The following is a 25,231-nucleotide window of genomic DNA, read 5'->3' on the forward strand; positions in this document are numbered from 1 at the left end:
TATAAGAGACAGCCCCAACAGGGCCCCCCAAAAAAATCCACTACCAAAACCCTCTCGATTTGCCATAACTCGTCCTGCGTTGAGAATGTTGCTTGTGCTCAGACTTGTGCTCAGAAAGTAATGCTGGGAATGATGATCCGGGGAATGGCCTTCATCGCGATCGGCAAGTTGATCAGACCCATCAAACTAATCAAGGCGATCGATGAGACAAGGCAGAGACCGATGCTGAAGCGACGAAAACCCCTGAAAACCCCCCTAAGAAAACCGCTCTAGAAGGTTCCAAAGGCGCGATCGCCCGCATCGCCCAACCCAGGCACAATCCAGCCATGATCATTCACGGACTCATCGATCGCCGCCGTGTAAATCACCAAGCCTGGGAATTGCTGATTCAGACGTTGCAAGGCCGGAGGAGCCGCCACGATCGAAATAATCCGAATTTGCTCCGGCGTGAGGCCCCGTTGGGTCAATTCCTTCATGGCCGCCTCGATCGACCCACCCGTTGCCAACATCGGCTCTGAGATCAGCACCCGCGCCTCCGCCGGAAACTGGGCCGGTAACCGATTGAGATAGCAGGATGGCTCCAGGGTTTCTTCATTGCGCACCAAACCCAAGTGATAAACACTGGCCAAGGGCACTACGGGCAAAATCCCTTCCATCAACGCCAACCCTGCTCGCAAAATTGGCACCACAGCCATCGGAGTGGCGGGCGAAATAAACGTTGCCGGACAAGTTCCCAAAGGCGTTTCCACCTCTGCCGTTTCCGTGGGCAACCATTCGCGCACCGCTTCATAGGCCAGCCAACGCCCCAACTCCGTCAGCGCACTGCGAAACAAAGTCGGCGGCGTTTGGGCATCGCGCACCACACCCAGCCAATGCTGAATGAGGGCATGGGGTGGCACGTAAACGCGAAGTTGCAACGGCATGGGAAGAGCGAAGGGAAAGGTTTAAGGAGCCATCAACCTGGCCTGAAGCTGCCGACAACGGCCAAGGGCCGCAATTCGGCGACTGGAAATTTTAGGATGACGGGCAGATTCAGGTTGATTTTACCCGGTTGTTGGGACGGGCTTGCCGGGTACTGGTTGGATTGCGCGAGATCGATACGAGATCGATACAAGCAACACCCAGCAAGGATCGGTGGTGGGGCGATTGCAGGGCGATCGGGGGATGCATGGGGTCAGAAAAGAATTCTAATGAGAATATCTTGCAAGAGAGTTGACAAAGATTCCTAGTAGCCGCTATTGTATTGAGCGTGTTCTTCTCTCTAGTAAACGGCGGGTGGGGCTAGTCTGCAATTGCGGATTAGTCCTTTTTTTTTGGTTATTTTCCGGTTAAGACCGAGACCCGATCGCCCCCGCCACTTCAGCCCAGCCCGGCGATTCAGGTTCCACCTTGATCGACAAACTCTTGCAATAAATCCTGAAAAGCCGTTGGCACACCCCAACCACAATCGACTCCACAATGCCCCAGAGGCAACGCCCCGATCGGCCTCCGGTGTTGAATGACCAGAATCCTTGAACGCCCAGCAATTCAGCAGAGCATTCACGTTGGGTAATGGATTGGGTGATTAATCACTTTGGGTAATGGATCGCTTTGGGTGATTGCTTTGAACCTATTGCCCGATCGACCCGAGAAAACCAGCAGCAGCGGCATCTCTGGGCGATCGGGTTGGAGCCGCGCAACGAGAACGCTACACTCAAACATGGCCGCGCCCCTGGGCCTTGCCGTTGCTGTTTCGCCCTTTCCGTCGCCATGACCGCCGTGGATAAGCCCTCGATCGCCCCGACCACCACCGCCATGCAAACCGACCCATTGCCCCGTGATTGGGATGCGATCGTCATTGGTTCCGGCATTGGCGGATTGGTCACGGCCACCCAATTGGCCGCTAAGGGAGCCAAGGTGCTGGTGTTAGAGCGCTACCTCATCCCTGGCGGCAGCGCTGGCTATTTTGAGCGCGAGGGCTACCGCTTCGACGTGGGCGCATCGATGATTTTTGGCTTTGGGCAACAGGGCACAACCAACTTGCTAACCCGCGCTCTGGCAGCGGTGGGCCAAACGATCGAAACCATTCCTGACCCCGTGCAAATTCACTATCACCTTCCCAACCAGTTGGAAGTGAAAGTGCATCGGGACTACGAACAGTTTTTGCAGGAGCTGGGCGATCGATTCCCCCACGAGCGCCAAGGCATTCGCCAGTTTTATGACGAGTGCTGGACCATCTTTAACTGTCTGAATGCGATGGAGCTGCTGTCGCTCGAAGAACTGCGCTACCTCATGCGGGTCTTTTTCCAAAATCCCTTGGCCTGTTTGGGCTTGGTGAAATATTTACCCCAAAATGTCGGGGCGATCGCCCGACGCTACATCAGCGATCCGGAACTACTGAAATTCATTGATATCGAATGCTACTGCTGGTCAGTGGTTCCGGCGGATCTCACCCCAGCTATCAACGCAGGCATGGTTTTCAGCGATCGCCACTACGGCGGCATTAACTATCCCAAAGGCGGCGTGGGTCAAATTGCCCAAAAGCTGGTGGATGGGCTGGAAACCCACGGCGGCCGAATTCAATACAAAGCACGGGTGACCCAAATTGTGACGGAAGGGGGCCGCGCCGTGGGTGTGAAGCTCGCTTCGGGCGAACTGTTGCGGGCCAAACGGGTGATTTCCAACGCCACCCGCTGGGATACCTTCGGCCAACTGCTCGATCGGGATCAACCCCTGGACGAAGATCGTTGGCAAGAGCGCTATCAAAAATCCCCCAGCTTCCTCAGCGTCCACATGGGTGTGCGCGCCGATGCCCTGCCCGCTGGCACAGACTGCCACCACATCCTAGTCAAGGATTGGGAACAGATGGAAGCCGCCTACGGCACGGTATTTGTGTCAATTCCCACCCTGCTTGATCCAGACTTGGCCCCGCTCAATCACCACATCCTGCATGTGTTTACCCCTTGCTGGATCAGCGACTGGCTCAATCTCAGCCCCGAAGACTACCAAGCTCAAAAGGAACAAAGAGCACAGGAACTGTGCGATCGCCTCGCCCCGATTATTCCCCAGTTAGACGCGGCGATCGACTACATCGAAATTGGCACTCCGCGCACCCACCGCCGCTTCCTGGGCCGAGTGGATGGTTCCTATGGGCCGATCCCCCGGCGCAAGCTTCCCGGCTTGCTCACCATGCCCTTTAACCGCACCGCCGTTAAAAATCTCTATTGCGTGGGCGACAGCACTTTTCCTGGCCAAGGCCTCAACGCGGTGGCTTTCTCCGGGTTCGCCTGTGCTCACCGAGTGGCGGCCGACCTGGGCTTGGTTTAAAGTCCAAACCCAATCCATTCCCTGGCGCTAAGCAGATAAATTACCGGCCACTAAAATAGTCATCGGCTCTAAAAAGAACGGGACTGAAAAAGCTGAGAAACAGATAACGAAAACCCAGGGATGATTTCTTCGCCGTCTAATTGATCGGTCAATTTCAACAGGCGATCGGGTTCTGTTGCCGATCGATACACCAACACATGATTTTGACGCGGATTAATCACCCAGATCAGCCGAGCACCATTTTCAAAATATTCAATGAGCTTCTCGTCAATTTCCTCGATCGTATTGGTCGGCGAGAGAATTTCAACCACCAGATCCGGCGCACCCTCCAAGAACCCGATCGGTAAGTCATCCAATCCCTGAAGCCGCTCCTTGGCAAAGAAAGAAATGTCGGGCGATCGCTTGTTGCCATTTTTCATCTTGAAGGCAGTGCTGGAATCAAACAACGCGCCCAACTTTTGAGCCGCCACCACCGTAAACAAAGCCGCACTCAAAATAATCGCTAAATACCCATGCTTGGCACCAGAATTACCCATATCAATTAGCTGTCCGTTAACCCATTCATGACGATGACCATCCCGTCCCAACGCCATAAATTCTGCATCAGTGCAAGCGGGATGCTCAAGAGGGCGATCGTGAATAGATTGAGTAAGAGAAGAACTGGAAGAAGACATATTAATAATCCTATTGATTGCAAAGCTACCAACCCCAAGCATCAATTCAGCCTTCAGTGATATCACATTGGTTTTGAATAACTAGTAGAACCTTTAGTACCCGCTTATAATAAGCTTCAACTATTGCTAAACTGATACTAGTATCACCGCCATGAGCAATGCTATGCCTAGTTTTTACGATACTGGTAACTGCCAATCGATCTATTTCTTCTAATTCTTCTAATTCCTGACCCCAACTTTCACTAAATTCTGTTGCTAGCATCTTTAATTTATTCATGTCAGGATTTTGAAACTTCTCAAGTTTATGGCCAACATATTTGGCTACATTTTGAGTCGATTTTGATTCTGCATACTCAGTGTAAAAATCTCTAACTGTCGTCTCAATCAATCCTGCAATGCGAATACATATATAACGAGCAAGGTCACTTTGAATCTGCATATCCTCTACTGACTTAGCTCGTTTGATTGATGAATCAATTCGACTTTTATTTTGATAAAAATTCCGTAGAGATGATGAAGCCATGATCACTAGGGCACAGTCTCAAAAGCCAGGGTTGCCAGGTCAATTCGCTTATGAACCTCTTCAGTATCGGTCACTTTTTCAGAATCGATGCTGACTCGTCGAAACTCTTCGCTAACCAGCAACTGATCATAAGCTTCTTTTAGCGCCACAAGATCCTGAACTGGCTTTTGATCCAATCGCTTGGCTAGCGCAACCATTACTGCATCAAACACAGCAACGTGGAGTCCACGTCGGGGACGAAAAGCTTTTTCTCCTATACAGACATATACCAAGTCAACTGTTTTTTCAAATACTAATCGCATCTGCACATCAGTATAGTTTTGATCAAGAGAACGATTTTCTTTCATAAAAATATTTAGAAATTCTTTCATTCCACCCTTGTACTTACATAGCTCGAAGTACAGTGCTAAAAAACGCAAAATCAGTTCTTGATCCTTCATGCCCTGACTAAAATTCGGGGACTTTATTGACTTTCTACCTTGGAAAATTTTTTGCCACTGCTCATGGGCATTCAAATTAGATAGTAGATCGTTCAATCTTCCATGATAAATAGCAGCTCGAATTTCTTGAGGAAAGGGTTGATTTTCTCCAGTATTGAGACGCTCAAAAATATAATATGTAACAGTCTGCTTACTGCCTTCCTCTGGCATGGATGAATCTTCTCGAATAATGGTGGTAGAAATTATCGAATCATCGAGTTTTCGCTGATCACTGGCACTCAGAGTTTTATAGGACTTACCAATAAACTGTGGGGCAATTCTACCCGAGAGTACAAAGTCGATATATTGGTCAGATCCTGGTTTTTCAGGAAACTGACCACTGTAAAAGCACTGTAAGCTTTTTAATCGTTGCCGACCATCCATGACGATCAGTTTATTGGTTTCATTTTCTCGTACTAAGAATATTCCGGGAACGGGAATTCCCAGCAAAAAAGATTCTATCAGCCGAGAAGCTTGTTCAATTTTCCAAGAATAAGATCGCTGAAAATCAGGAATGATGATCTCGCCCCGTTCTAGTCTTTTAATTAATCCATAAACATCAAAATCTGCACCATAGCTACTAATTGAATAGTAGACAGGAGGAACTCCATCATCAACATCACCTTCTATGTCAGCTTCTGAGTTTCCATTTGAGCTGGCAGATTTAGCTTCGGAAGTTTCTTCTAGAACTTGATCATCTGATGCTGTTTCTGAGGGAACAAGATTAGCTTCCATAGTTTTTAACGGTTTGAAACCAATCTATGCATCGTGAATTATTAGTGATCATAGCACCGCCCCCCAGAGACAGCAGGTTGAAACTGGTGAGGCCAGTGAGTTGCGATACAGTATAGAATCGCCAACCGTTGCCCCCAGGAGGATCGATCGCCGTGGACGCTCGCTATAACCCCAACGAAATCGAAGCAAAGTGGCAAGCCGTTTGGGCCGAGCAAAACGCCGATCGCACGCCTGACCTAGCCGATCGCTCCCAGGAGCACAAAAAGTTTTACGCCCTGTCCATGTTCCCCTACCCCTCAGGGAATTTGCACATGGGCCATGTCCGCAACTATTCGATCACCGATGCGATCGCCCGGGTGCGACGGATGCAGGGCTACCAGGTGTTGCACCCGATGGGCTGGGATGCCTTTGGCTTGCCCGCTGAGAACGCGGCGATCGATCGGGGCGTGCATCCCGCCGTTTGGACGGAGCAAAACATCGCCCAAATGAAGGGCCAGCTTCAGCGCTTGGGCCTCTCCTACGACTGGGAGCGCGAAGTGGCCACCTGCCGCCCGGACTATTACCGCTGGACGCAGTGGATTTTCCTGCAATTTTTCGCCGCCGGGCTGGCTTATCAAAAGGAAGCCACGGTGAATTGGGACCCGATCGACCAAACCGTTTTGGCCAACGAACAGGTGGACAGCGAGGGCAAATCCTGGCGATCGGGCGCGTTGGTCGAAAAACGGTTGCTGCGTCAGTGGTTCTTCAAAATCACCGACTACGCCGAACAATTGCTGACGGATTTGGACAAGCTAACCGGCTGGCCCGAGCGGGTGAAAACCATGCAGGCTAACTGGATCGGCAAATCCACCGGAGCCTTGCTGGACTTCCCGATCGTCGGCAATGCCGCCCTGGCCGACACCAAAATCACTGTCTTCACCACCCGCCCCGATACGGTCTATGGCGTGACCTACGTGGTGTTGGCTCCCGAGCATCCCTTGGTGGCCCAAGTGACGACGGCTGATCGCCAGTCAGCCGTGGCAGCCTTCGTACAGGAAATTTCCGCCCAAAGCGAGATTGATCGCACCGCCGACGACAAACCCAAGCGCGGCATCCCCACGGGCGGCACGGCGCTGAACCCCTTTACCGGTGAAGAAATTCCGATTTGGATTGCCGATTACGTGCTCTACGAATACGGCACGGGTGCGGTGATGGGCGTGCCCACCCATGATCAGCGGGATTTCCAATTCGCCAAAAACAACGGCTTGCCCCTGAAGGTGGTGATTGTGCCGGAAGCAGGCGCGTCAGCCGATGCCGCTGATCTGACGGCGGCCTATACGGAAACGGGCGTATTGGTGAACTCGGGGCAATTCGACGGCACGCCTTCCCCCGAAGCCAAGGCCAAAATCACCGAATTTGCTGAGGCCCAAGGCTGGGGCAAAGCGAAGGTGCAATACCGGCTGCGGGATTGGCTGATTTCCCGCCAGCGCTATTGGGGTGTGCCGATCCCGATCGTCCATTGCCCCAACTGTGGCGCAGTGCCCGTACCCGACGACCAATTGCCGGTGGAATTGCCCAGCAATGTGCAGTTTTCCGGGCGCGGCCCCTCGCCCCTGGCCAAGCTGGACGACTGGGTGAACGTGCCTTGTCCCACCTGTGGCACACCAGCCAAGCGGGAAACGGACACCATGGACACCTTCATCGATTCCTCCTGGTATTTCCTGCGCTATCCCGACGCGCGCAACGAGTCCGCCGCCTTCGACCCGGCCAAGACCAACGCTTGGGCCCCAGTCGATCAATACGTGGGCGGCATTGAGCACGCGATTTTGCACCTGCTCTACTCGCGCTTTTTCACGAAAGTGCTGCGCGATCGCGGCTTGCTGAACTTCGATGAACCCTTCAGCCGCCTGCTGACCCAAGGCATGGTGCAAGCCATGGCCTACAAAAACCCGACCACGGGCAAATACATCGCCCCGGCCGATGTGGATTTCAGCGATCCCAGCCAGCCGAAAGACCCGGCCACAGGCGATCCGCTGGTGTCGGTCTACGAAAAAATGTCCAAGTCCAAATACAACGGTGTTGATCCCGAGGGCGTACTCGCGAAATATGGCGCGGATACGTCGCGAATGTTTGTGCTGTTCAAAGCGCCGCCGGAGAAGGATTTGGAGTGGGACGATGCGGATGTGGAAGGGCAATTCCGCTTCCTGAATCGCGTGTGGCGGTTGGTCAGCAACTCCCTGGAAGCCCAGGCCGGCGAGGCGATCGCCCCCGATCCAAAAGCCGAAAAAGACCTGCGCCGCGCCATCCACACCGCCATCAAGGAAGTGTCGGAAGATTTGGCCGAAGACTATCAATTGAACACGGCCATTTCTGAGTTGATGAAGCTCAGTAATGCGCTCAATGATTACGCCAACAAAACCACGCCGGTTTTTGCGGAAGGGATTCAAACCCTGGTGTTGTTGCTGGCTCCCTTTGCACCCCATTTAACCGAAGAATTGTGGGGGGCGATCGGGCAGTCCGGCTCGGTTCATGCGGCGACTTGGCCCGCTTTGGATGAATCCGCGTTGGTGGCCGATGAGGTGACGATCGTGATTCAAATCAAGGGCAAAACGCGCGGCACGATTCAAGTTCCGGCAGGCACTGACAAGGACACCCTAGAACAGCTCGCCCTCAACAGCGATGTGGCCCAAAAGCACATTGCCGGTCAGGAGGTGAAAAAGGCGATCGTCGTCCCTGGCAAGCTGGTGAATTTTGTGGTGTAGTACTGACTGCAACGCTATGCTGAATGTATCCAGTCAAAACTTGAGGCACGCATACAAAACACATGTCAAGTGCCTCAAGTCCTGCGCTAATTCCAATCATCCATCACTAGATCTTATTCGCTTCTATGCCGCAGAGTGTGGACTCAAATACCTAGTGATGCAGCGAGAAAACCTGAGCAATACGAATCAAATTCAGGATCGAAAGAAGCATCCCGTGCTAACTCATGATCTACCTAGCATCATCAAGTTTCTGGGCATTTCAGTCCATGATTTAGGTGGGCTATCTTCACCTAAGCCATACATCTCGCTTGAGGGAGATCGGAAGACTATATCAGTGAAAGATGCACATGAAGCCTTGCGTTACGGGATTGACTTTTTACCTGATACAAATTCAAGCTGCGCAAATTCTCGACAGACCCTAGTTGATTGGCTAGCCAAAATCTTGCAGTACCTTCACAGTCAGATTAGATAAGATTGATTATTAACTATGCTGCCATCAGGATCGCGTCTATATACATGGGTTGATGTCGAGGATGTATTTCTCAAAATTCATGCTGGAAAAGATCCAAACCAGCGTTGGCCGTCCGATTTACTTTGGGCTAATGCATCTCGTAGTAGCCTTAATTTAGGCATCAGGTCCGGTAGTAACAGTGCAATTCAAACCTGGCTGGAGCAGTTATTTGAAGCTCGCCTAGTTAAGACAACTGATGATCAGCTAATGATTCGTCTAGAGTCTTTAGTCGAATCACCGCGTAATCTACCTATTTTCCTAGAAGAAGACGATGATGAACAGTTATCTAAAAACCAATTAACGCCACAGTTATCACGCCCTTCAACTATTCTGGCAGTTGACGCAAAGAGTCTAGATCAACCCGAGGCTCCTCCGCCTCTGGATGAACAATATCCACCGATCTTCGCTTTTCACTCCTTTAAAGGTGGTGTTGGGAGAACAACCCACGCAATGGCATTTTCAGAGAAGCTATTAGATGAATTTAAAAACGCAGATCATAGCTTTTTGGTGATCGATGCAGACTTAGAAGCACCAGGCATTAGTTGGATTTTCGATGGATTGTTGGGCGAGCCACTGATCTCCTTTGCAGATTTACTGGCTTTAGCCCATGAAGATAGTTCAGATCAATATCAAGTAACGACTAGCTTAGTTGCTAACCGCCTATCTGCTCAAAGAGTTGATCGGCTCTTTGTAATGCCTGTTTTTCGGCAAATCGGACAGTTAAACACTGCAGAAATTCTGCCGCAACACTTTATCCGAGGAAGTCAGAATCCATTTAGCCTGACAGACTTGATTGGTCGTCTTGGTCTAGTCTTGGGAGTCAGAGCAATCATTATCGATCTGAGAGCTGGGTTGACTGAGCTTTCATCGGCATTCCTGCTCGATCCTCGAATTTACCGAGTCTTTGTCACAACGCTCAGTCAGCAGTCAATATTAGGAACTTGTAGTTTATTGCGCCTAATTGGTGAGCGATCACCGAGTTTTCGAGAATGTGACATAATGCCCCAAGTTATTCTTTCTCAATTACCCATTAATCGGCAAGGAATTGGGTCAATCAAACAAGAAGCAGAACAAGCTTTGACAGATGCAGCATCTCAACTTATTGATAGTCGAGATACTAATCAAGAAGAGTTCAGTGGTGATGATGACTTTACTATTGCTGCTGAAAACCTCACTGAAGTTGTCCAGATCACACCGACATACTACTCAGACAGCCTACAGATTCAACCCAATCATTGGACAGAGCTAAAACCACTGCTCGCAGTATTCAACAATTTAAACAATTCATCCTGGGAGACATTACTAGAGGTTGTCCGAGGCAAGGCTAGCGTTCTAGCAGCGTCCTCTAATTTATCTGAATTATCCAATGGCGCGAATATAAACGAGCAACGCCAAAAATTGGCTCAAACAGCCAGAAAAATGATTTTTGCAGAATATGCAGAAAGTGATCGCTTTCTGCCAACTGATGCGTTAAATAATCTTGCCTCTAGTTATTCCAAACAAGCACCAATTGTAGTGATGATTGGCTCAAAGGGTTCTGGAAAAACCTATACGTTCTTGCAGATTGTTCGTTGTCAAATCTGGTCTAAATTCATTCAAAAAACAATTAGCAATTCACAAGTTGACATTCAATGTTCAATCGGAATTGCGATACATTCTATAAGCCTCAATAATCAGGCTAAACAACTAGTATTTGAGTGCAAGAGGCATACTCTGAATCAGTTATCTCTCTCTACTTCAATACCAGTTGAGCATTCAAGTGCTTTTCAAGAAGAAAGTCTATACCTTTATGCTCAAAAGTGGATTGAGAAGTGGCTGAAGGAAGATTTAACAGAATCTGAGTGGATTGATCGCTGGCTAGACTTAATGGCATGGCAACTCGATTTCAATCCCGATGAGTCTGGTGCTGGCCGCTCCCTAATTAATACTCTGCTAGAAAAACAGCAATCAGTCATCATGCTGTTTGATGGGCTAGAAAACATTTTCCAAAAGATTGGTCAGAATCCAGCAGAGCAAACAGCTTTGAGGTCTCTTCTGCAATCAGTGCCTGAATGGTTAAGTCAGTATCCTGCACGTCCTCTTGGTGTCCTAATTTTTGTTCGATCCGATTTTGTCAAATTAGTCATCAAGCAAAACTTAGAGCAGTTTCGCACTCGCTATGATCGCTATGCGTTGCGCTGGGGGTTAACAGAAGCCCTCCAACTGGTTCTGTGGGTTTGCTCAGTCTCGGAGGTGATCGAGGATAAGCCAGAAGCAGTTCAAGGAATGACGAACCAACAAGAATTGATCACAAAATTAGAATTTCTGTGGGGTAAGCTAGTTGGCTCTGCAAAATCTAGGGAAGCTACTTCTTGGAAATTTGCTCTTGCTGCTTTGTGCGATTTCAATATCCAGATTCAATCACGGGACTTAGTAAGATTTTTGCATGAGTCTGCTAAAGGCTCCAACGAAAATACTAAGTATCGAGAGCAAAAGATATATTTTGATCGTGTGCTTGTCCCTGGCGCAATGCGTGATGCACTCAGTAAATGTGCGGTTAACAAAATCCGAGAAATTACGCAAGAGAATCCATCTCTAGACACAATTTTTTCAAAGCTGAAAGATCTTGATACAAGCAAGAAAAAAGTACCCTTCAATCGAGAAGACCTAGAACTAACTACAGATGAAGTCAGGTCTCTTGAAATAGAGGGTGCAGTATTTCGTGACCCCAAATCTGGCTCTTATTGGCTAACGGAAATGCTTCGACTAGGGTTAGGGTTTACAAATGCTAAAGGTGGGCGATCTCCATTTTTAGGACTTTGGCAGAAGGCACTTAAGAAAAGTGGATTGTCCTAAAGTAATTTATATTCTTGAATCACATCACGAAGTCGCAGATTTGTTGATATCAGCAAATTATTGAGGATGCAATTCACCATCTTTATTCAGCTTCTGCTCTCTCTTTGCAGCAATTGTCTGCAACCTTTCGGAGGGGTGATCTGATTAGTCAGTTAGCCGACTTTTAGACTGGGTTTCAATCGATTGTTAATTGCATCCTTAACGATTGCTGAGTGTTGCCCAAATGTTTCTTTGGCTCTGCCCAGCAACCGGCCCAGCTTTGCATGATTGGGTTAGTGGCTGGCGGGTCGGGTGGGTTCGAGGCCGAGGGACGCTTCGAGAGCGATGAGTTCGTCGCGGTGGGCTTTGACCCAGAGCCGGGCGATCGCCCCTTGATCGTTGGTTTCGAGCTGCAATTGCACTTGTTCGGTGCGCTGGGCTTTGCGTTGATAGAACCAACCGGCGGCCGGGGCCAGGAGGACTAGGGCTAATCCAGCATTCTGGATTTGGGGAATGGTCATGGACAAAACGAGTCCCAGACACAGCAACCCGCCGGCTGCAAGGATGCTGAGGAAAATGGCAAGGGTGGGACTGGCGGCCACCAGGCCTTCAAAGGTGACGCGATCATTGTCTGCATCCCGATTCACCAAGCGATACGATCGCCCTGAGAAGTAGCCTCGGAGCCGATCGCGCAGTTCGGTTTCCGGAATGGTTTCGGGGATGTAGCAAGCCAGTTCCGTGCGGTCTTTGGCGGAAGCGCGGATGAAGAAGACCAGGCCGATTAACATCAACACCGTCAAGAACAGCGTGGACGAGACAACGACATCGTTGGACATGGCGAGTGACGGGATGTGGGGCGATGGGGGATGAGGAAGGTGCTGGGCTGGTGGCGTTTCTGGCAACAACTGCAACAATTAGTTACAAACCCAGCTCCCATCAGCATATCGGACTCGGGGCCGCGCGATCGAGCATGTTAAGGTGATCAGTCGTGTCCGCTCCCAGCCCACCGTGGTTAGCCAAGTTGAACGCATTGCCCGCCTGATGGGTCGCACCAGCACCATCAGCTTTTGGATCCAAATTTTTCTTGGGGTGATCGGCAGTATTCTGCTGTTGCTGACCACGCCCATGCTGTTTGCGCGCACCAGCCCCACGCCCGGCGCAGTTCCGGTGGGGCCGGGCCCGGGTTCGATCGGAGGGTTGGCGGTGGCCGTGGTGGCGATGCTGACTTTGCTGGCCAGCATCTATTACACCTTCACCAACACGCAACATGCGCGGCGGCTCCAGGCCCCGAAAAACGCCCGACCATCCAAGGCAGACACCCTCAAGCGGCTCCGGCTGGGGGTTTTGATTAATCTGTTTGGTTTGGGGTTGGCCCTGGTGGGGGCGGAGGCCGTGACGGGCCAGCTCACGAATAAGCTATTGATGCAAAGCAGTCCGTTTAATTTGGGTTTTGTGGATCCGAGTCGCTTTATTCAAGCGTTGGATGTGTTTGTGGTGTTGGGAAACACGCACGGGATGTTTGCTCATTTTTGCAATTTGACGGCCAATCTTTGGTTGATCGATCGCATCAGCAAGGCTGGGTCAAGCGGCGATTGAGGCGATCGCCCTGGAAGGGGTTTAAAAACGTCCCCATTGGCTTTTTGTTGATTTCAAGTTGTTGATTTCAAGTTGTTGATTTCAAGTTGTTGATTTCAAGTTGTTGATTTCAAGTTGTTGATTTCAAGTTGTTGATTTCAAGTTGTTGATTTCAAGTTGTTGATTTCAAAGCCAATCTTCAAAAATCCCACTTTCAAAAAATCCCAATTTTTAAAAAACAGTTACTCAAAACAACAGTTACTCAATTCCAACGGAGCTATACCCATGTCGATCGCCCCTTCCCCTGAGCTGTCTTCGGATTTGTCGCCTGATCTGTCGCAACTCATCCGGGCGGTGGATGAGGCGGACTCGGTGGCCAAGATGGTTGGCGCGGTGCGATCGCTCGCGGCGGCCCAGGATCCGGCAGCGATCCCTACCCTGATGGCCGTGCTGGGATACAACAACCCCGGAGCGGCGGTGGCAGCGGTGGAAGGGCTGGTGGCTCTGGGGGAAACGGCGGTGGAGCCAATTTTGGCCCAGGTGGATGGCTATAACTACACGGCGCGGGCTTGGGCCTTGCGAGCACTGGCCCAAATTGCCGACCCTCGGGCTTTGGAACTGTTGTTGGCGGCGGCTGAAACGGATTTTGCTCCCAGTGTGCGGCGGGCGGCGGCCCAAGGGTTGGGGGCGTTGCGTTGGGCACGAATGGCGGCGGAGCAAGTGCCGATGGCACGCGATCGGGTGTTGGCGGTCTTGACGGTGAATGCAACGGATTTGGAATGGGTGGTGCGCTATGCGGCGATCGCGGGGCTGGAGGGGCTGGCGCAATCGCAACCGACGCTGGGCAATCGCGTGTTAGGTTTGTTACGCGATCGGGCGACTGCTGATACGGATCTCGTGGTGCGGCTGCGGGCCCAATGGGCGATCGAGCAGTTGGCGGCCAAGGGCTGACCCAGCACGCGATCATTTCGTTAGCAACCCGTTAACCACCAACCGTTAATCACCACTCGTTAACCATCCATGAGTTAACAACCAACCGTTAACCATCCATGAGTTAACTAGCAAGTTAACTAGCGAGTTAACGACCCGCAACCCACAGCCCCATTGGCCCATCCACAGGCTGCGGGTCAAAAACCACTCAATTGAACGGTCGCAACCGTAGCCTTGCCCCTTTGGCCCCCGGGATAGACTATGGGAAATCTTCAGGGGCCGCCGAGTGAGCGAAGATGAATTTTCGCGATTTTCCTGCATTCCGAGACCTGACCGCTGAACAGTTTCAGCGATTTCTCTCCTCCTGCCAGTCGGGAACCATCCCAGCCGATCGCACCATCATTCACCAGGGGAAACCCGGCAGCCACATCTTCTTCCTATCCAGCGGTCAGGTTCGCATCACCTTAAACACTGACTTGGGTGAACGGGAACTGAATGTGCTGTCGGCTCCCACGATTTTGGGCGAAATTAGTTTTTTCAGTGGCGAGCTGAGTTCCGCCAATGTGACCACGGCCACGGACGTTTCCGCGATCGCCATTGGGTTCAACACGTTGCGGGCCCGGCTCTATGGCGGCGATGCGGCCTGTGCCATCGTCACCCTCCATTTGGCTTCCACCATTGCCGAGCGGGCCGCCCACATGACCCAAAAGGTTGTGGACTTTTATGGTCACCAAGCGGAGATCCAAAGCACAACCCACAATCTCTTTGGCGAATGGAGTTTTCTTTAAACCGGCAATCGCAAAACAGGCGATCGCAGTCCATATTTCAGATGACAGCCCCGAAAAGCAGTGCATTTCGACGCTGTTTCCACCAACGCCTAGTAGTAGGATTGGAGCTTTCCGGGACGCGGCTCGATCGGGAGACTGGCCTTTGGTGACGGCACAGCGGGAGCCAGCCCCTTGGGTTGGCCGTGGCTCCTGGGCTGTTGGCTGCTTGCCCTGGCCCGATCGCCCCATCACAACAGCCCCGTACCAAGCCCCATCACCCAACTCCAAATTTCTTGGGAATATCGTTTTATGGATGCCATCCCAGCACAACTTAAAGGGCGCAGTTTCCTGAGTCTGGCGGATATCGATCGCGATGAACTACAAGCGTTGCTGTCTCTGGCAGCACAGCTCAAAGCTGGGACGATCACGCCCATTTGCAACAAAGTGCTTGGTCTGTTGTTTTCCAAAGCGTCAACCCGCACCCGCGTTAGCTTCACGGTGGCGATGTATCAACTGGGCGGCCAAGTAATTGACCTGAACCCAATGGTGACCCAAGTGAGCCGAGGGGAACCCCTGGAGGATACGGCGCGGGTGCTGGGGCGCTACTTGGATGTGATGGCCATTCGCACCTTTGACCAAGCGGACTTGGAAACCTTCCGGGATTATTCCGGCGTGCCGGTCATTAATGCCCTCAGCGATTTGGCCCACCCTTGTCAGGCCTTGGCAGATTTGCTGACGGTGCAGGAGGCCTTTGGCACTTTGGCGGGCCTGACGGTGACCTATGTGGGTGATGGCAACAATGTGGCCCATTCCTTGATGATGGCCTGTGCTATGGCGGGGGTGAATGTGCGGATTGCCACGCCGCCGGGCTATGAACCCAATGGACAAATGGTGCAGCGGGCGATCGAGTTGGCGGGCGATCGCGCCAGTGTTGTGGTCACCACGGATCCGATCGCGGCGGCGGCCGGGGCCCAAATGCTCTACACCGATGTGTGGGCCAGCATGGGCCAAGAAGACGAGGCGGAAGCCCGCAAGAGCCTATTTGCTCCCTATCAGCTCAATGAAGATCTGCTGGCCAAGGCGGATCCGGAGGCGATCGTGCTCCATTGTTTGCCCGCACACCGGGGCGAGGAAATCACCGATGGGGCGATCGAGGGATCTCAGTCACGGGTTTGGGATCAGGCTGAAAATCGGCTGCATGTGCAAAAAGCCCTGTTGGTCAGCATTTTGGGCCCCGATGCCTAGGAAATGACATCCTGAGAATGACATCCTGAGGCCGATCGGTTGGGGTGCAGCCCCGTGGACTCATGGCGGATTAAACGCCTCAACCGATCACCTGGGTCGATCGCCTCACCCGATCGCCTCGGTTAACTCCCTGGGTTGATCGACTTCCTCACAGGACTCAGCCCGGAGAAAGTTAACGTTATTTTTAATACTTAAAATTCAGAAATAATCTCGGAGATGACCAGCCCAGCCCCACTCGATCGCCCTGGAGTCGATCGTGAGGCCGCACCGCCAGCCTCGTCCTGCGCTGCCCTGGCCTCTCCCCGGAGGTTCAGGGAGCCATACGGTTGCTATTGGCTGATTTTGTGCAATCTTCAACGGTTTTTTGAAATTTTGCCATGATTCTGTCGCAGTTCTCGGTGCTTGTATCTCGATCGGGAATCTGCCTAGAATGGACTTAAAGGCTCATCGCTTGCTCTGACAAATTCGCCCGAATCAGGCAAAAATCAATCCAAACCGCTCCAAGCTACTCCCAGTTGATGCTGGTTGATGCTGACCGATTCAAATCAACTACGAAAGTGAGGAGAAATGGTTGCGGAAAATTCCAAGGAGATCAGCCCAAAAAATCAGCCACAATAATTCATCACAGCCAATTTTGCTTTGGGGTGCATTGCAATTTTCAAAACTTTACCTTTGAGCATTTAGGTCTGGTTTTGCCTGTGCCTTTCTTGGTTTTTCGGTGAATTATGGTCAAGTTGGCATCATTGCATACATCAAACTACGCAGACTTTTCTCAACGGTTCGCGGTAGGAGTCTGATCCATCCCAAGCGCTCACCAGTCAACCCATTCACGCCAAGATTCTGGTCAAATGCGAGCGATTCCTGGTTTAACCCAAGCTGCCCAGGAAGGGCTAGGGACTGGCAAATTTCTATCTCAAAAGGCGATTCAATTGATTGCTGTTTTGGGTAGGGTAAAAGTAGGGTGAATAGTTAAGCAACGTTGACCGGATTGGTTAACTCAAGATTGCCTGACTTGAGAGGGCTAGCGGTGGATTTCCTAATCGTTAGTCAAGATCGTGATCAATCCAACCAATCGCCCAAGCCGCAATCGATCATGATTCCTTTGGAATCTCGATCGGGCGACGGGTGATGAGGGTTGACCACTGGGCGATCGAGTCTTTAGACCCCAAGGCGATGGCGCAACGGAGAAGAACGGAACGATGCTGTCAACTAATTTGACGGGGCCCACGGCGGCTTCCGGCCGCTCCCGTGCCCGAGAGTTACCCACCATTCGGGCCATTTGCTTTCGCTCCGGTGGGTATGAGTTCGCGCTGCCAATGGCGGTGGTGCTGAAGGTGACGCACTGTCCGCCGCTGGACAATGGTGATTGGAGTCGATCGGGCTTGGTCTACATCGACAGTCAGCTCATTCAGGTGCTGGACTTGGCTCTGCTGCTGGATTGTCCGGAGCGATCGCCCAAGGGCATGGGCCAATTTCTCGTGATTGCTCGATCGGGAAACACGCTCTGTGGACTGCCCACGGATTCGCCACCGGACTCGATCGACCTGCCGCGCGATCAGGTACTGCCGTTGCCGGCCCGCTTTGAGCGATCGCCCCTGGCTCACTTGGCCCAATGTGCCGTTGTGCTGTCTCCAGACACCACCCCACGCACCCTCTTCTTGCTCAGCCTGCCCCAGGCCCTCGACCAAGCCAACAGTGTCATGGGCACAACAGCTTCCGGCTCCCCAGGCTCAGCCAGTTGAGACATCAGCAAAACAAACCGGCAAACGCCAGCTCAATTCATTGCTCGATCGTGGAATCAATCGTGATCGTCAATTTTGACCATCGGAATCGTTAATTTTCGATAATTTTTATAATTTCGATTCTGATCGTCAATTTCGATCGGGTGCATGAGACCAACCATAACCGCATGACTCTTCCATAACATCGCCCCTGTGCGCTTGGCCCGCCAACCCCAACTTTGACCATGACTCCAGACGATGCGACCCCCAACACCCTGAATGAATCGCTCGATCGATACCGACAGCAACAGTTCACCGGTCAAATCACCCTAGTTCCCACCAAAGGCAATCAACAGCGTTGGTCATTCTTTTTCTGTCTCGGTCGTTTGTTTTGGGTCGATGACGGCAAAAGCGATAACCGCCGCACCCTGCGCCTGTTGCAGGCCGTCTGTCCCAGCATCAAACAAAAGCGCTTTGCACTGCGGGAAGGGGATGCTTTTGCGGCCCAAAACTACAGTCTGTTAATGGTGTTGTTGCACCGCCGTGTTCTGTCCCAGGAACTGTTTTGCCAGGTGGTGAATGGGGTGATTGCCGAGGCGGTGTTTGATTTGCTTTGGCAAACCGGCGGCGCGGTGCAAGTGGGAACTGAAGTGCCCTACGACCCCCTGGACGTGCTGAAGATGGCTTCGGTGACGGTGAAAAGCCATGCGGCAATTACGGAAGCGGCCCAGGCCTGGGCTGCTTGGCAAGAAGCCCAACTGGTCGATTTTCATCCCGACTGGGCCTTGGCCATTCGCAGCACGGATCAGTTGCGGGAACGGTTGGCCCCGGAGGTTTATCAAAAACTGGCCTTGGCGATCGATGGCCAACGCACCGTCCGCGATCTGGCGGTGCTGATGCGGAAGGACGTGCCCACCATTACCCGATCGCTGGTTCCCTACATTCGCCGCAACATTATTGATCTGCACCCGATCGAGGATTTGCCATCCTTGGTGGTGCTTCCCACGCCGGGAGCAGAGGGCAACGGTCGATCGAGCGATCGCCGCCAAACAGTCCCCACCCCTGCCGCTGCCACTACCGCCACCGCCGCCACCATCGCCTGCATTGACGACAGCCCCCAGGTTTGCGCAGCCATGAGCCAAATCATTGAACAGGCAGGCTATGTTCCCCTTTGCATCCAGGATTCCACCCAGGCGCTCACGGTGCTGCTGGAGCGCAAGCCCAAACTGATCTTTCTGGATTTGATTATGCCCGTGGCCAATGGCTACGAAATTTGTGCCCAAATTCGGCGGGTGGCCCTGTTTCGGGATATCCCGATCGCCATCCTGACCGGCAGTGACGGCATCATCGATCGCGTCAGGGCCAAAGTGGTGGGAGCCACGGATTTTGTCAGCAAACCCGTTGAAACCGAAAAAATTTTGACCCTGATTCAAAAATATCTGAGCGCCGCCACCGCTCCGGTGAATAGTCCCGCTGGGGCAACGGCTGCCAGCTTGAACCCCAAAACGGGCTAAAAATTGCTCATTTGGAGCTAAAAAGCTCGCTTTTCAGCACTTTCGGCTGATCAATGCCTGAAATCTCTGTTTTTTGAAATTTTTTGAACCAATTTGGCACGGTCTCGCCCCCATCCCCTCTCGATTTTTGCTGTTGTTTCGCCCCCCATGTCCCATGCTGACTCCACCGCCAAGCAATTTTCGATGCCTGAAAAGGCAGAAGGTTCGCGATTCCCGCCCCATTCTGGGCCATGAAATGACTCAGGTTTCCATCGTGAATCAATCCCTTGACCCCTCGCAGTAAACGCTTAGAATGCACGATGGAGATTTGCTCTCCAATTGGGATGAGGGTCGATCATCATTGGGTCGATCGCCATTCAAGCGTTAGCAATTCAAATTTGCTGCTTGACTGATACTTTTCTGCTTAGTCTATCTATTCTGTTCACCGCTGTTTGCTCTGTTGGATTGGCTCTGTTTTTCGACTCATCATTGACCGAAAATTGACTCAGAATTAGTCCAGCGGTAGCCCAAAGTCAGCCCCAAGTTAGCCCCAAGTTGACGACGAATTGACTCGGAGTTGACACTCAGGGTTGGCTCCAAGTTAACGAAGCATCATCCTTTCAAACTCCTCCTCTCAGCCTTCTCCCTATGCAAACGATTTTGGTTGTTGAAGATAGCCCGACCGATCGCGGCGTGATGATTCGATATCTGCAAGACGCTGGTTTGACGGTGGTGGCCGTGGGCAGCGGGGAAGAAGCCCAGAAGGTTTTGGACACCCAAAAGCCCGCCTTGATTGTTCTCGATGTGATTTTGCCCGGTCAAAGTGGCTTTGAAATTTGTCGGCAACTGAAGCAAAGCGAAGCCACCAAAAGCATTCCCGTTGTGATTTGTTCCACGAAGGGAACGGACGTAGACAAAACCTGGGGCACGATGTTGGGGGCCAATGCCTATTTACGAAAGCCAGTCGATCCAGATGAGCTGATGCAAACGGTGCGGCGCTTTGTGCCCTAGCGGATTGCGTTGACTTGCGAAATTGGTAATCGAGCAGGATGAATTCCAGGGTGGTTGAAGGGGCGATCGATTGGGTTTCGGCTGAAAATGGCAATTTGTCGATCGAACCCACAGCGGACGGGTCTGTGACCTTTCGCTCAGAGCGGTTTGGCGAAACCTTCCACAGCCGCCAAGGGGCCTGGCAAGAGGCGCTGAGTAAGTTTGTGGAACCCACCCATTTACCCCAACGGGCAACCAGTCAACCGGTGATTCGGATTCTGGATGTCTGCTATGGCTTGGGCTACAACACGGCGGCCGCCCTCACCGCCCTCTGGGCCCTCAATCCGGCCTGTGCGGTGGAGTGGGTGGGCTTGGAACTGGATCCAGTGGCCACAAGGGCGGCTTTGCCTTACCTGTTGGCCACGGCGCGATCGGCTGGGGCAGCGTTGGGGTTGGCGGAACCCATCCTCGGGGCGATCGCCCAATTGCTAACCGATCTGGCAGAACAGGGGCAAGCTGCTTGGCCGGCTCCGGCCTCTGTCACTCCAAAATTCAGCACCCCGGAGTTAATCACCCCGGAATTAATCACCAGCCCATCGCCAACCCTCCAATTTCGCGGGCAACTGCTGTGGGGGGATGCGCGGCAAACCTTACGGCCCGTCCTCGATCGGGGTTTTCGGGCAGATGCGGTGTTTTTGGATCCCTTCTCACCCCCCCGCTGTCCGCAACTGTGGACGGTGGAATTTTTGGGAATGGTGAGCCGCTGCTTGGCTCCCGACGGCCGCTTGGCCACCTATTCCTGCGCGGCGGCGGTGCGATCGGCCCTGTTGGCAGCGGGGTTGCAATTGGGGGCTACGGTTCCCTTTGGCCGGCGCTGGCCCGGAACTGTGGCGGCCTTTGTGCCCTTAGATTTACCGCCCCTTTCAGCCCAAGAACAAGAACATTTGCAAACCAAGGCCGCCGTGCCCTACCGCGATCCCCACTTGACCGACGATGCGGCAACGATCCTCGATCGCAAAAACCAAGAACAGGCGCGATCGCCCCTTGAACCCACATCCCGCTGGAAGCGTCGCTGGTTTGGCGATTGTCGCGCCAAGCATTAATCACACCAAGCATTAATCACACCAGGCATTCATCGCACCAGGCACTGCACCAAATATCCAAAATCATTTAACCCATCAGTTATTTAACCCATCAGTTCACCGCCAGCTCGCTCAAGCCCCAGAGAGCCACTGGCACAATCGAACAACACCCGTGCGGAAATCCTGATCCGCCACAGAGTTGCATTAGTCTGGTTGAACGACGTTGCGACGATAGGTAACGATCTGGTCTATGGATTATTTGAAGCTTCCTGAAATTTTCTTGGCGCTGCTGCTGCTCACTCCGCTGCTTTATGCCTTGACGCATTTCCTGTGGGAGCTGAGTCCGGTGCTGGCAGTCATGGTTTACTTTGTCGGGGTTTTAGGCATGGGCATTCTGGGCTTTCGGATTGTGGATGAGTCTTGAACATGGCGCGGTGGCCGAAATCTGCCCAAACCTGCCCAAATCTACCCAAATTTGGGGATTAATTAGCCCAGAGCGCACCCCGTCGCCTAAAACCTAGGCCGACTGAGGTGGGGCCGTCAGTTCTAGAGCGGTGGATTCCGTCTGTCGCAACAGATCCAAAATTTGGTAGCGATAGTCCTGAAAAGCGCTCGATCGCCGCAGGGCCTCATCCCGTTCCGCCGGTAGCTCGATCGATAACTCTCGGCGAATCGTGCCCGGCCGCGCACTCATCACATAGACCCGCTGCGACAAAAACACCGCCTCTTCCACGTCGTGGGTGATGGTCAAAATAGTAGTGCCCGTATTGCGCCACAGCTCCAGCAGAAAACCCTGCATCGACTCGCGGGTTTGCACATCCAGCGCCCCAAAGGGTTCATCCATCAGCAGAATCTTTGGCTGGGAAGCCAGGGCCCGGGCGATCGCCACCCGCTGTTTCATCCCACCGGACAACTCCTTGGGCAGGGCCTTGGCAAAGGGCAACAATCCCACCACATCCATGTAATACCGGGACTGTTCGTAGCGATCGGCAATCGGGGCCCCCTGCAACTTCAACCCAAAACCAATATTTTCCTCAACGGTCATCCAGGGGTAGAGCGTGTAGCTTTGGAACACCATGCCCCGATCGGCTCCCGGCCCCGTCACCGGTTGCCCATCCACCAACACATCCCCCGCCGTGGGTTGCTCCAGCCCCGCCACAATTCGCAGCATGGTGGATTTTCCCGATCCGGACGCACCCACCGCACAGACAAATTCACCCGTTTCCACATGCAAATTAATATCTTTGAGGGCGACCACCGGGCCGCGACGGGTGACAAATTGCTTATACAAATGCTTGACTTCTAGATGCATTGCTCATTGATTCTGTACTCATTGATCCTGTGCTCATGAATTCCGCACTCAGTTCCAATTAATTCCAATCAATTCAATCGGGCGATTACTGTGTCCATTGATTCTGCGCTCAGTTCAAATTAGCTTGATCGAGGGATGACTGTTTTTCATCTGTGGGATTATTTCACCGCCCATCGACAGGAAAAGCGCAAAAACATCCGAAACAAAATATCGATCGCCAAGCCAATTAAACCAATCACAATCAAGCCCGCAAAGATCTCGTCGGTTTTCAAAAAGCGTTGAGCCACGCTAATTCGCCGCCCCAAGCCCTCCGTAGCCGCCACCAATTCCGACACAATCACCAAGTTCCAAGCCGCCGCCATATTCACCCGGCAGGTATCGATGATTCCGGGGGTGATGTAAGGAAAAATGACTTGAAAAAGTACCTGTAATCGGTTGCCGCCCAAGGTATAGGTGGCTTCAATCATTTCCTTGGGGACAAACTTCACCGAGTCCATCACCATCAAGGTATTGAAAAAGAGTGTGCCAATAAAAACCAAGAGAATTTTGGGCACTTCTCCGAGGCCGAAATACAAAATCAACAACGGAATGAAGGCGGTGGCGGGCATGTAGCGAACAATGCCCACGATCGGCTCCAAGAGCGATCGAATGCTGGCGAATGTGCCCATCAAAGTGCCCAGGGGAATTGCAATCACCGTGGCCAGGGCAAACCCACCCAAAATCCGCATCAGACTAAATTGAATATCCTTGGGCAATGCGCCGCTGTTCCAAAGCTGCCCGATCGCCCCCACCACTTGGGCCGGAGAGGGCAAAAACAGGGGCCGCACCCAGCCCGTGCTGGCCAGCAGCCACCACAGCACCAAGGGCACCCCGATCGACAACCCCATCAACGACCAACTGAGCCGGGACGGAATCGGATCGGCGATCGTCCAAAAGGTGCTGGGGCGCAGCATCCGAGCGGGCCCCGGATCGCGCACTAGGGGCGGATTGTGGGGAATGGGCACATGGGAAGTCATGGTCTGAGGAAAGAGGGTGAGTTTGCAGGGCCATGAAAGGGGCGATCGGGCAGCAGATGACAGGCTCGCCCTAGGTTGCCGGTTGGCGTTTGGCGGCGTAGGCCTTCACGAAGCGATCGTCAAAAAGTTTGTTCAGATTTGGCTTCGATTTTGCCAATCCAGAACTGGTTAAAAAGTCCGAAATTTCTTGGGCAGCAAACACCAACGAAGAGCGATCATTTCCCGGCTGAAAGGCCTTCAAATTGTCCTCCAGGGTAAAGATCTTGGTTCCTGCTTCATATTCCCGATATTCCTCAACGGAAACTCCCGCCCGTTGGGCCATGATGCTGTAGGATTTCTCGGGATTTTGCTTAATGTAATCCAACGTGGCAAACCAACTATCCACCAAAGCTTGCACGGCCGCCGGTTGCTCATCCACTAGCTTGCGGCTAACTGCCAGGTGATCGGAAATGGCTCCCGGGAAGTCTCGAGAACTGAAGAGTTCACGGCTGCCGGGTCGCTCCAAGGCCTTCGTGGTGAAGGGTGCAAAAACGCCCACCGCATCCACCTGACCGGCCACAAAAGCCGCCGCTGCCGCGCCAGTTTCCAACGGCTGAATTTGAATATCTTCCGGAGCCAAGCCAGCTTTTTTCAAGCCCAAGAGCAATAGGAAATGGTCAACGGTTCCTTCTTCAACGGCAACCCGTTTTCCTTTCAAATCAGCAATTGTTTTAATCTCAGCACTGACAATAATTTTGTCATTGCCCGTGGAGTTGTCATTGGTTAAAACAATCACCTGATCGGCCCCAGCGGCCAAAGAACTAATCGTGTCGTTCAGGGTTTGGGCATTGCCATCCAACTGCCCCGCATTCAGGGCGTTAATTGAATCTAAATAGCCGTCAAACCATTTCAAATCCACATTGATTTGGTTTTGATCGAAAATTTTCGCGTCTTGGGTCACCTGCCAAGGAACCCAACCGGGCCAAACGCTAAAACCCATTCGGACGATCGGGGCGGTGGTGCTGCCGGGAGTGCCGTTGGGACTGCCACCGGAGTCAGGCGCGGGCGCACAGCTAATGGACAGAAACAGGGCGGCCAAAAAACAGCCCAACCAACTGAGCAATCGACGACGTTTCAGGGCGTTCAGCTTGAGGGCATTCATAGGCTTTCAGGGGCTTTCAGAGGTTTTCGTGAATGGACAGAAAGATGAGAAATTCAAAATTAGGGGACTTAAAACAAGGGAACTCAAGGCCATCGGCTCCAGAACCAGAAATTGAGCAAACAAGATTGCCTCAATCCTTACCCTCCAAAAAACACAGGGCAATTCCGAAGAACTGC

21 protein-coding genes are annotated in these 25,231 nt (G+C 52.4%); 12 read left to right on the forward strand and 9 right to left on the reverse strand.

What is annotated here, in order from left to right; translation table 11 throughout:
- Positions 1–269 precede the first annotated feature (269 nt).
- Positions 270–923 carry a uracil phosphoribosyltransferase gene (gene upp, locus AMR42_RS18365; RefSeq protein WP_099535149.1) on the reverse strand — a complete coding sequence of 218 codons (654 nt, stop codon included), beginning with the start codon at positions 921–923 and terminating at the stop codon, positions 270–272.
- Positions 924–1,794: 871 nt separating this feature from the next.
- Between upp and crtH the strand changes: the two genes are divergently transcribed.
- Positions 1,795–3,306: a carotenoid isomerase gene (gene crtH / locus AMR42_RS18375; RefSeq protein WP_199858244.1), complete on the forward strand. Its 1,512-nt coding sequence runs from the start codon at positions 1,795–1,797 to the stop codon at positions 3,304–3,306.
- A gap of 68 nt (positions 3,307–3,374) precedes the next feature.
- On the opposite strand, the gene AMR42_RS18380 is transcribed toward crtH, so the two are convergent.
- The 3 genes from AMR42_RS18380 to AMR42_RS18390 all read right to left on the reverse strand — a co-directional run bounded on the left by AMR42_RS18380 (position 3,375) and on the right by AMR42_RS18390 (position 5,717).
- Positions 3,375–3,899 carry a Uma2 family endonuclease gene (locus AMR42_RS18380; protein WP_368670755.1) on the reverse strand — a complete coding sequence of 175 codons (525 nt, stop codon included), beginning with the start codon at positions 3,897–3,899 and terminating at the stop codon, positions 3,375–3,377.
- Between the two features lie 127 nt (positions 3,900–4,026).
- Positions 4,027–4,503, reverse strand: coding sequence for a HEPN domain-containing protein (locus AMR42_RS18385; protein WP_143473178.1), 477 nt, complete (start codon positions 4,501–4,503; stop codon positions 4,027–4,029).
- Positions 4,504–4,508: 5 nt separating this feature from the next.
- On the reverse strand, positions 4,509–5,717 hold the full coding sequence (locus AMR42_RS18390) for a DUF262 domain-containing protein (protein ID WP_099535157.1): 1,209 nt from the start codon (positions 5,715–5,717) through the stop codon (positions 4,509–4,511).
- Positions 5,718–5,869: 152 nt separating this feature from the next.
- On the opposite strand from AMR42_RS18390, the gene leuS reads away from it, so the two are divergent.
- Positions 5,870–8,458 carry a leucine--tRNA ligase gene (gene leuS, locus AMR42_RS18395; RefSeq protein ID WP_099535159.1) on the forward strand — a complete coding sequence of 863 codons (2,589 nt, stop codon included), beginning with the start codon at positions 5,870–5,872 and terminating at the stop codon, positions 8,456–8,458.
- 487 nt (positions 8,459–8,945) lie between these two features.
- The gene (locus AMR42_RS18400) at positions 8,946–11,804 is read left to right on the forward strand and encodes a chromosome partitioning protein ParA (protein WP_099535161.1); all 2,859 of its coding nucleotides are present in this window, start codon (positions 8,946–8,948) and stop codon (positions 11,802–11,804) included.
- 272 nt (positions 11,805–12,076) lie between these two features.
- Here the strand turns inward: AMR42_RS18400 and AMR42_RS18405 are convergent, their stop codons facing one another.
- The gene (locus AMR42_RS18405; RefSeq protein WP_099535163.1) at positions 12,077–12,619 is read right to left on the reverse strand and encodes a cofactor assembly of complex C subunit B; all 543 of its coding nucleotides are present in this window, start codon (positions 12,617–12,619) and stop codon (positions 12,077–12,079) included.
- 172 nt (positions 12,620–12,791) lie between these two features.
- On the opposite strand from AMR42_RS18405, the gene AMR42_RS18410 reads away from it, so the two are divergent.
- The 6 genes from AMR42_RS18410 to AMR42_RS18435 all read left to right on the forward strand — a co-directional run bounded on the left by AMR42_RS18410 (position 12,792) and on the right by AMR42_RS18435 (position 19,535).
- Positions 12,792–13,379, forward strand: coding sequence for a DUF3611 family protein (locus tag AMR42_RS18410; protein WP_158234543.1), 588 nt, complete (start codon positions 12,792–12,794; stop codon positions 13,377–13,379).
- A gap of 264 nt (positions 13,380–13,643) precedes the next feature.
- Entirely contained in the window at positions 13,644–14,309 is a 666-nt protein-coding gene (locus AMR42_RS18415; protein WP_099535167.1) for a HEAT repeat domain-containing protein, read from the forward strand.
- A gap of 275 nt (positions 14,310–14,584) precedes the next feature.
- Positions 14,585–15,076 (forward strand): Crp/Fnr family transcriptional regulator, encoded by a 492-nt coding sequence (locus AMR42_RS18420; protein WP_099535169.1) that lies wholly within the window; start codon positions 14,585–14,587, stop codon positions 15,074–15,076.
- Positions 15,077–15,364: 288 nt separating this feature from the next.
- Positions 15,365–16,300: an ornithine carbamoyltransferase gene (argF, locus tag AMR42_RS18425; RefSeq protein WP_099535218.1), complete on the forward strand. Its 936-nt coding sequence runs from the start codon at positions 15,365–15,367 to the stop codon at positions 16,298–16,300.
- Between the two features lie 1,199 nt (positions 16,301–17,499).
- Positions 17,500–18,042 (forward strand): chemotaxis protein CheW, encoded by a 543-nt coding sequence (locus tag AMR42_RS18430; RefSeq protein WP_099535171.1) that lies wholly within the window; start codon positions 17,500–17,502, stop codon positions 18,040–18,042.
- Positions 18,043–18,266: 224 nt separating this feature from the next.
- On the forward strand, positions 18,267–19,535 hold the full coding sequence (locus AMR42_RS18435) for a response regulator (protein ID WP_099535173.1): 1,269 nt from the start codon (positions 18,267–18,269) through the stop codon (positions 19,533–19,535).
- Between the two features lie 7 nt (positions 19,536–19,542).
- Here AMR42_RS18435 and AMR42_RS18440 read toward each other — a convergent pair whose 3' ends face one another.
- Positions 19,543–19,833, reverse strand: coding sequence for a hypothetical protein (locus AMR42_RS18440; protein WP_143473179.1), 291 nt, complete (start codon positions 19,831–19,833; stop codon positions 19,543–19,545).
- A 329-nt stretch (positions 19,834–20,162) separates the two neighbouring features.
- Between AMR42_RS18440 and AMR42_RS18445 the strand changes: the two genes are divergently transcribed.
- From AMR42_RS18445 to AMR42_RS20735, 3 genes are all read left to right on the forward strand, one after another.
- Positions 20,163–20,525 carry a response regulator transcription factor gene (locus AMR42_RS18445; protein ID WP_099535178.1) on the forward strand — a complete coding sequence of 121 codons (363 nt, stop codon included), beginning with the start codon at positions 20,163–20,165 and terminating at the stop codon, positions 20,523–20,525.
- Between the two features lie 38 nt (positions 20,526–20,563).
- Positions 20,564–21,607 (forward strand): tRNA (5-methylaminomethyl-2-thiouridine)(34)-methyltransferase MnmD, encoded by a 1,044-nt coding sequence (locus AMR42_RS18450; protein ID WP_099535180.1) that lies wholly within the window; start codon positions 20,564–20,566, stop codon positions 21,605–21,607.
- A 229-nt stretch (positions 21,608–21,836) separates the two neighbouring features.
- Positions 21,837–22,010: a hypothetical protein gene (locus tag AMR42_RS20735; RefSeq protein ID WP_158234544.1), complete on the forward strand. Its 174-nt coding sequence runs from the start codon at positions 21,837–21,839 to the stop codon at positions 22,008–22,010.
- Positions 22,011–22,103: 93 nt separating this feature from the next.
- Here the strand turns inward: AMR42_RS20735 and AMR42_RS18455 are convergent, their stop codons facing one another.
- The 3 genes from AMR42_RS18455 to AMR42_RS18465 form a co-directional block, all read right to left on the reverse strand.
- Positions 22,104–22,898, reverse strand: a complete 795-nt coding sequence (locus tag AMR42_RS18455) for an ABC transporter ATP-binding protein (RefSeq protein ID WP_099535182.1) — start codon at positions 22,896–22,898, stop codon at positions 22,104–22,106.
- 158 nt (positions 22,899–23,056) lie between these two features.
- On the reverse strand, positions 23,057–23,914 hold the full coding sequence (locus AMR42_RS18460) for an ABC transporter permease (protein ID WP_099535184.1): 858 nt from the start codon (positions 23,912–23,914) through the stop codon (positions 23,057–23,059).
- Positions 23,915–23,984: 70 nt separating this feature from the next.
- The gene (locus AMR42_RS18465; protein WP_199858245.1) at positions 23,985–25,031 is read right to left on the reverse strand and encodes an ABC transporter substrate-binding protein; all 1,047 of its coding nucleotides are present in this window, start codon (positions 25,029–25,031) and stop codon (positions 23,985–23,987) included.
- Positions 25,032–25,231 lie beyond the last annotated feature (200 nt).

The organism is Limnothrix sp. PR1529, assembly GCF_002742025.1.
In the GTDB taxonomy this organism is placed as follows: domain Bacteria; phylum Cyanobacteriota; class Cyanobacteriia; order CACIAM-69d; family CACIAM-69d; genus CACIAM-69d.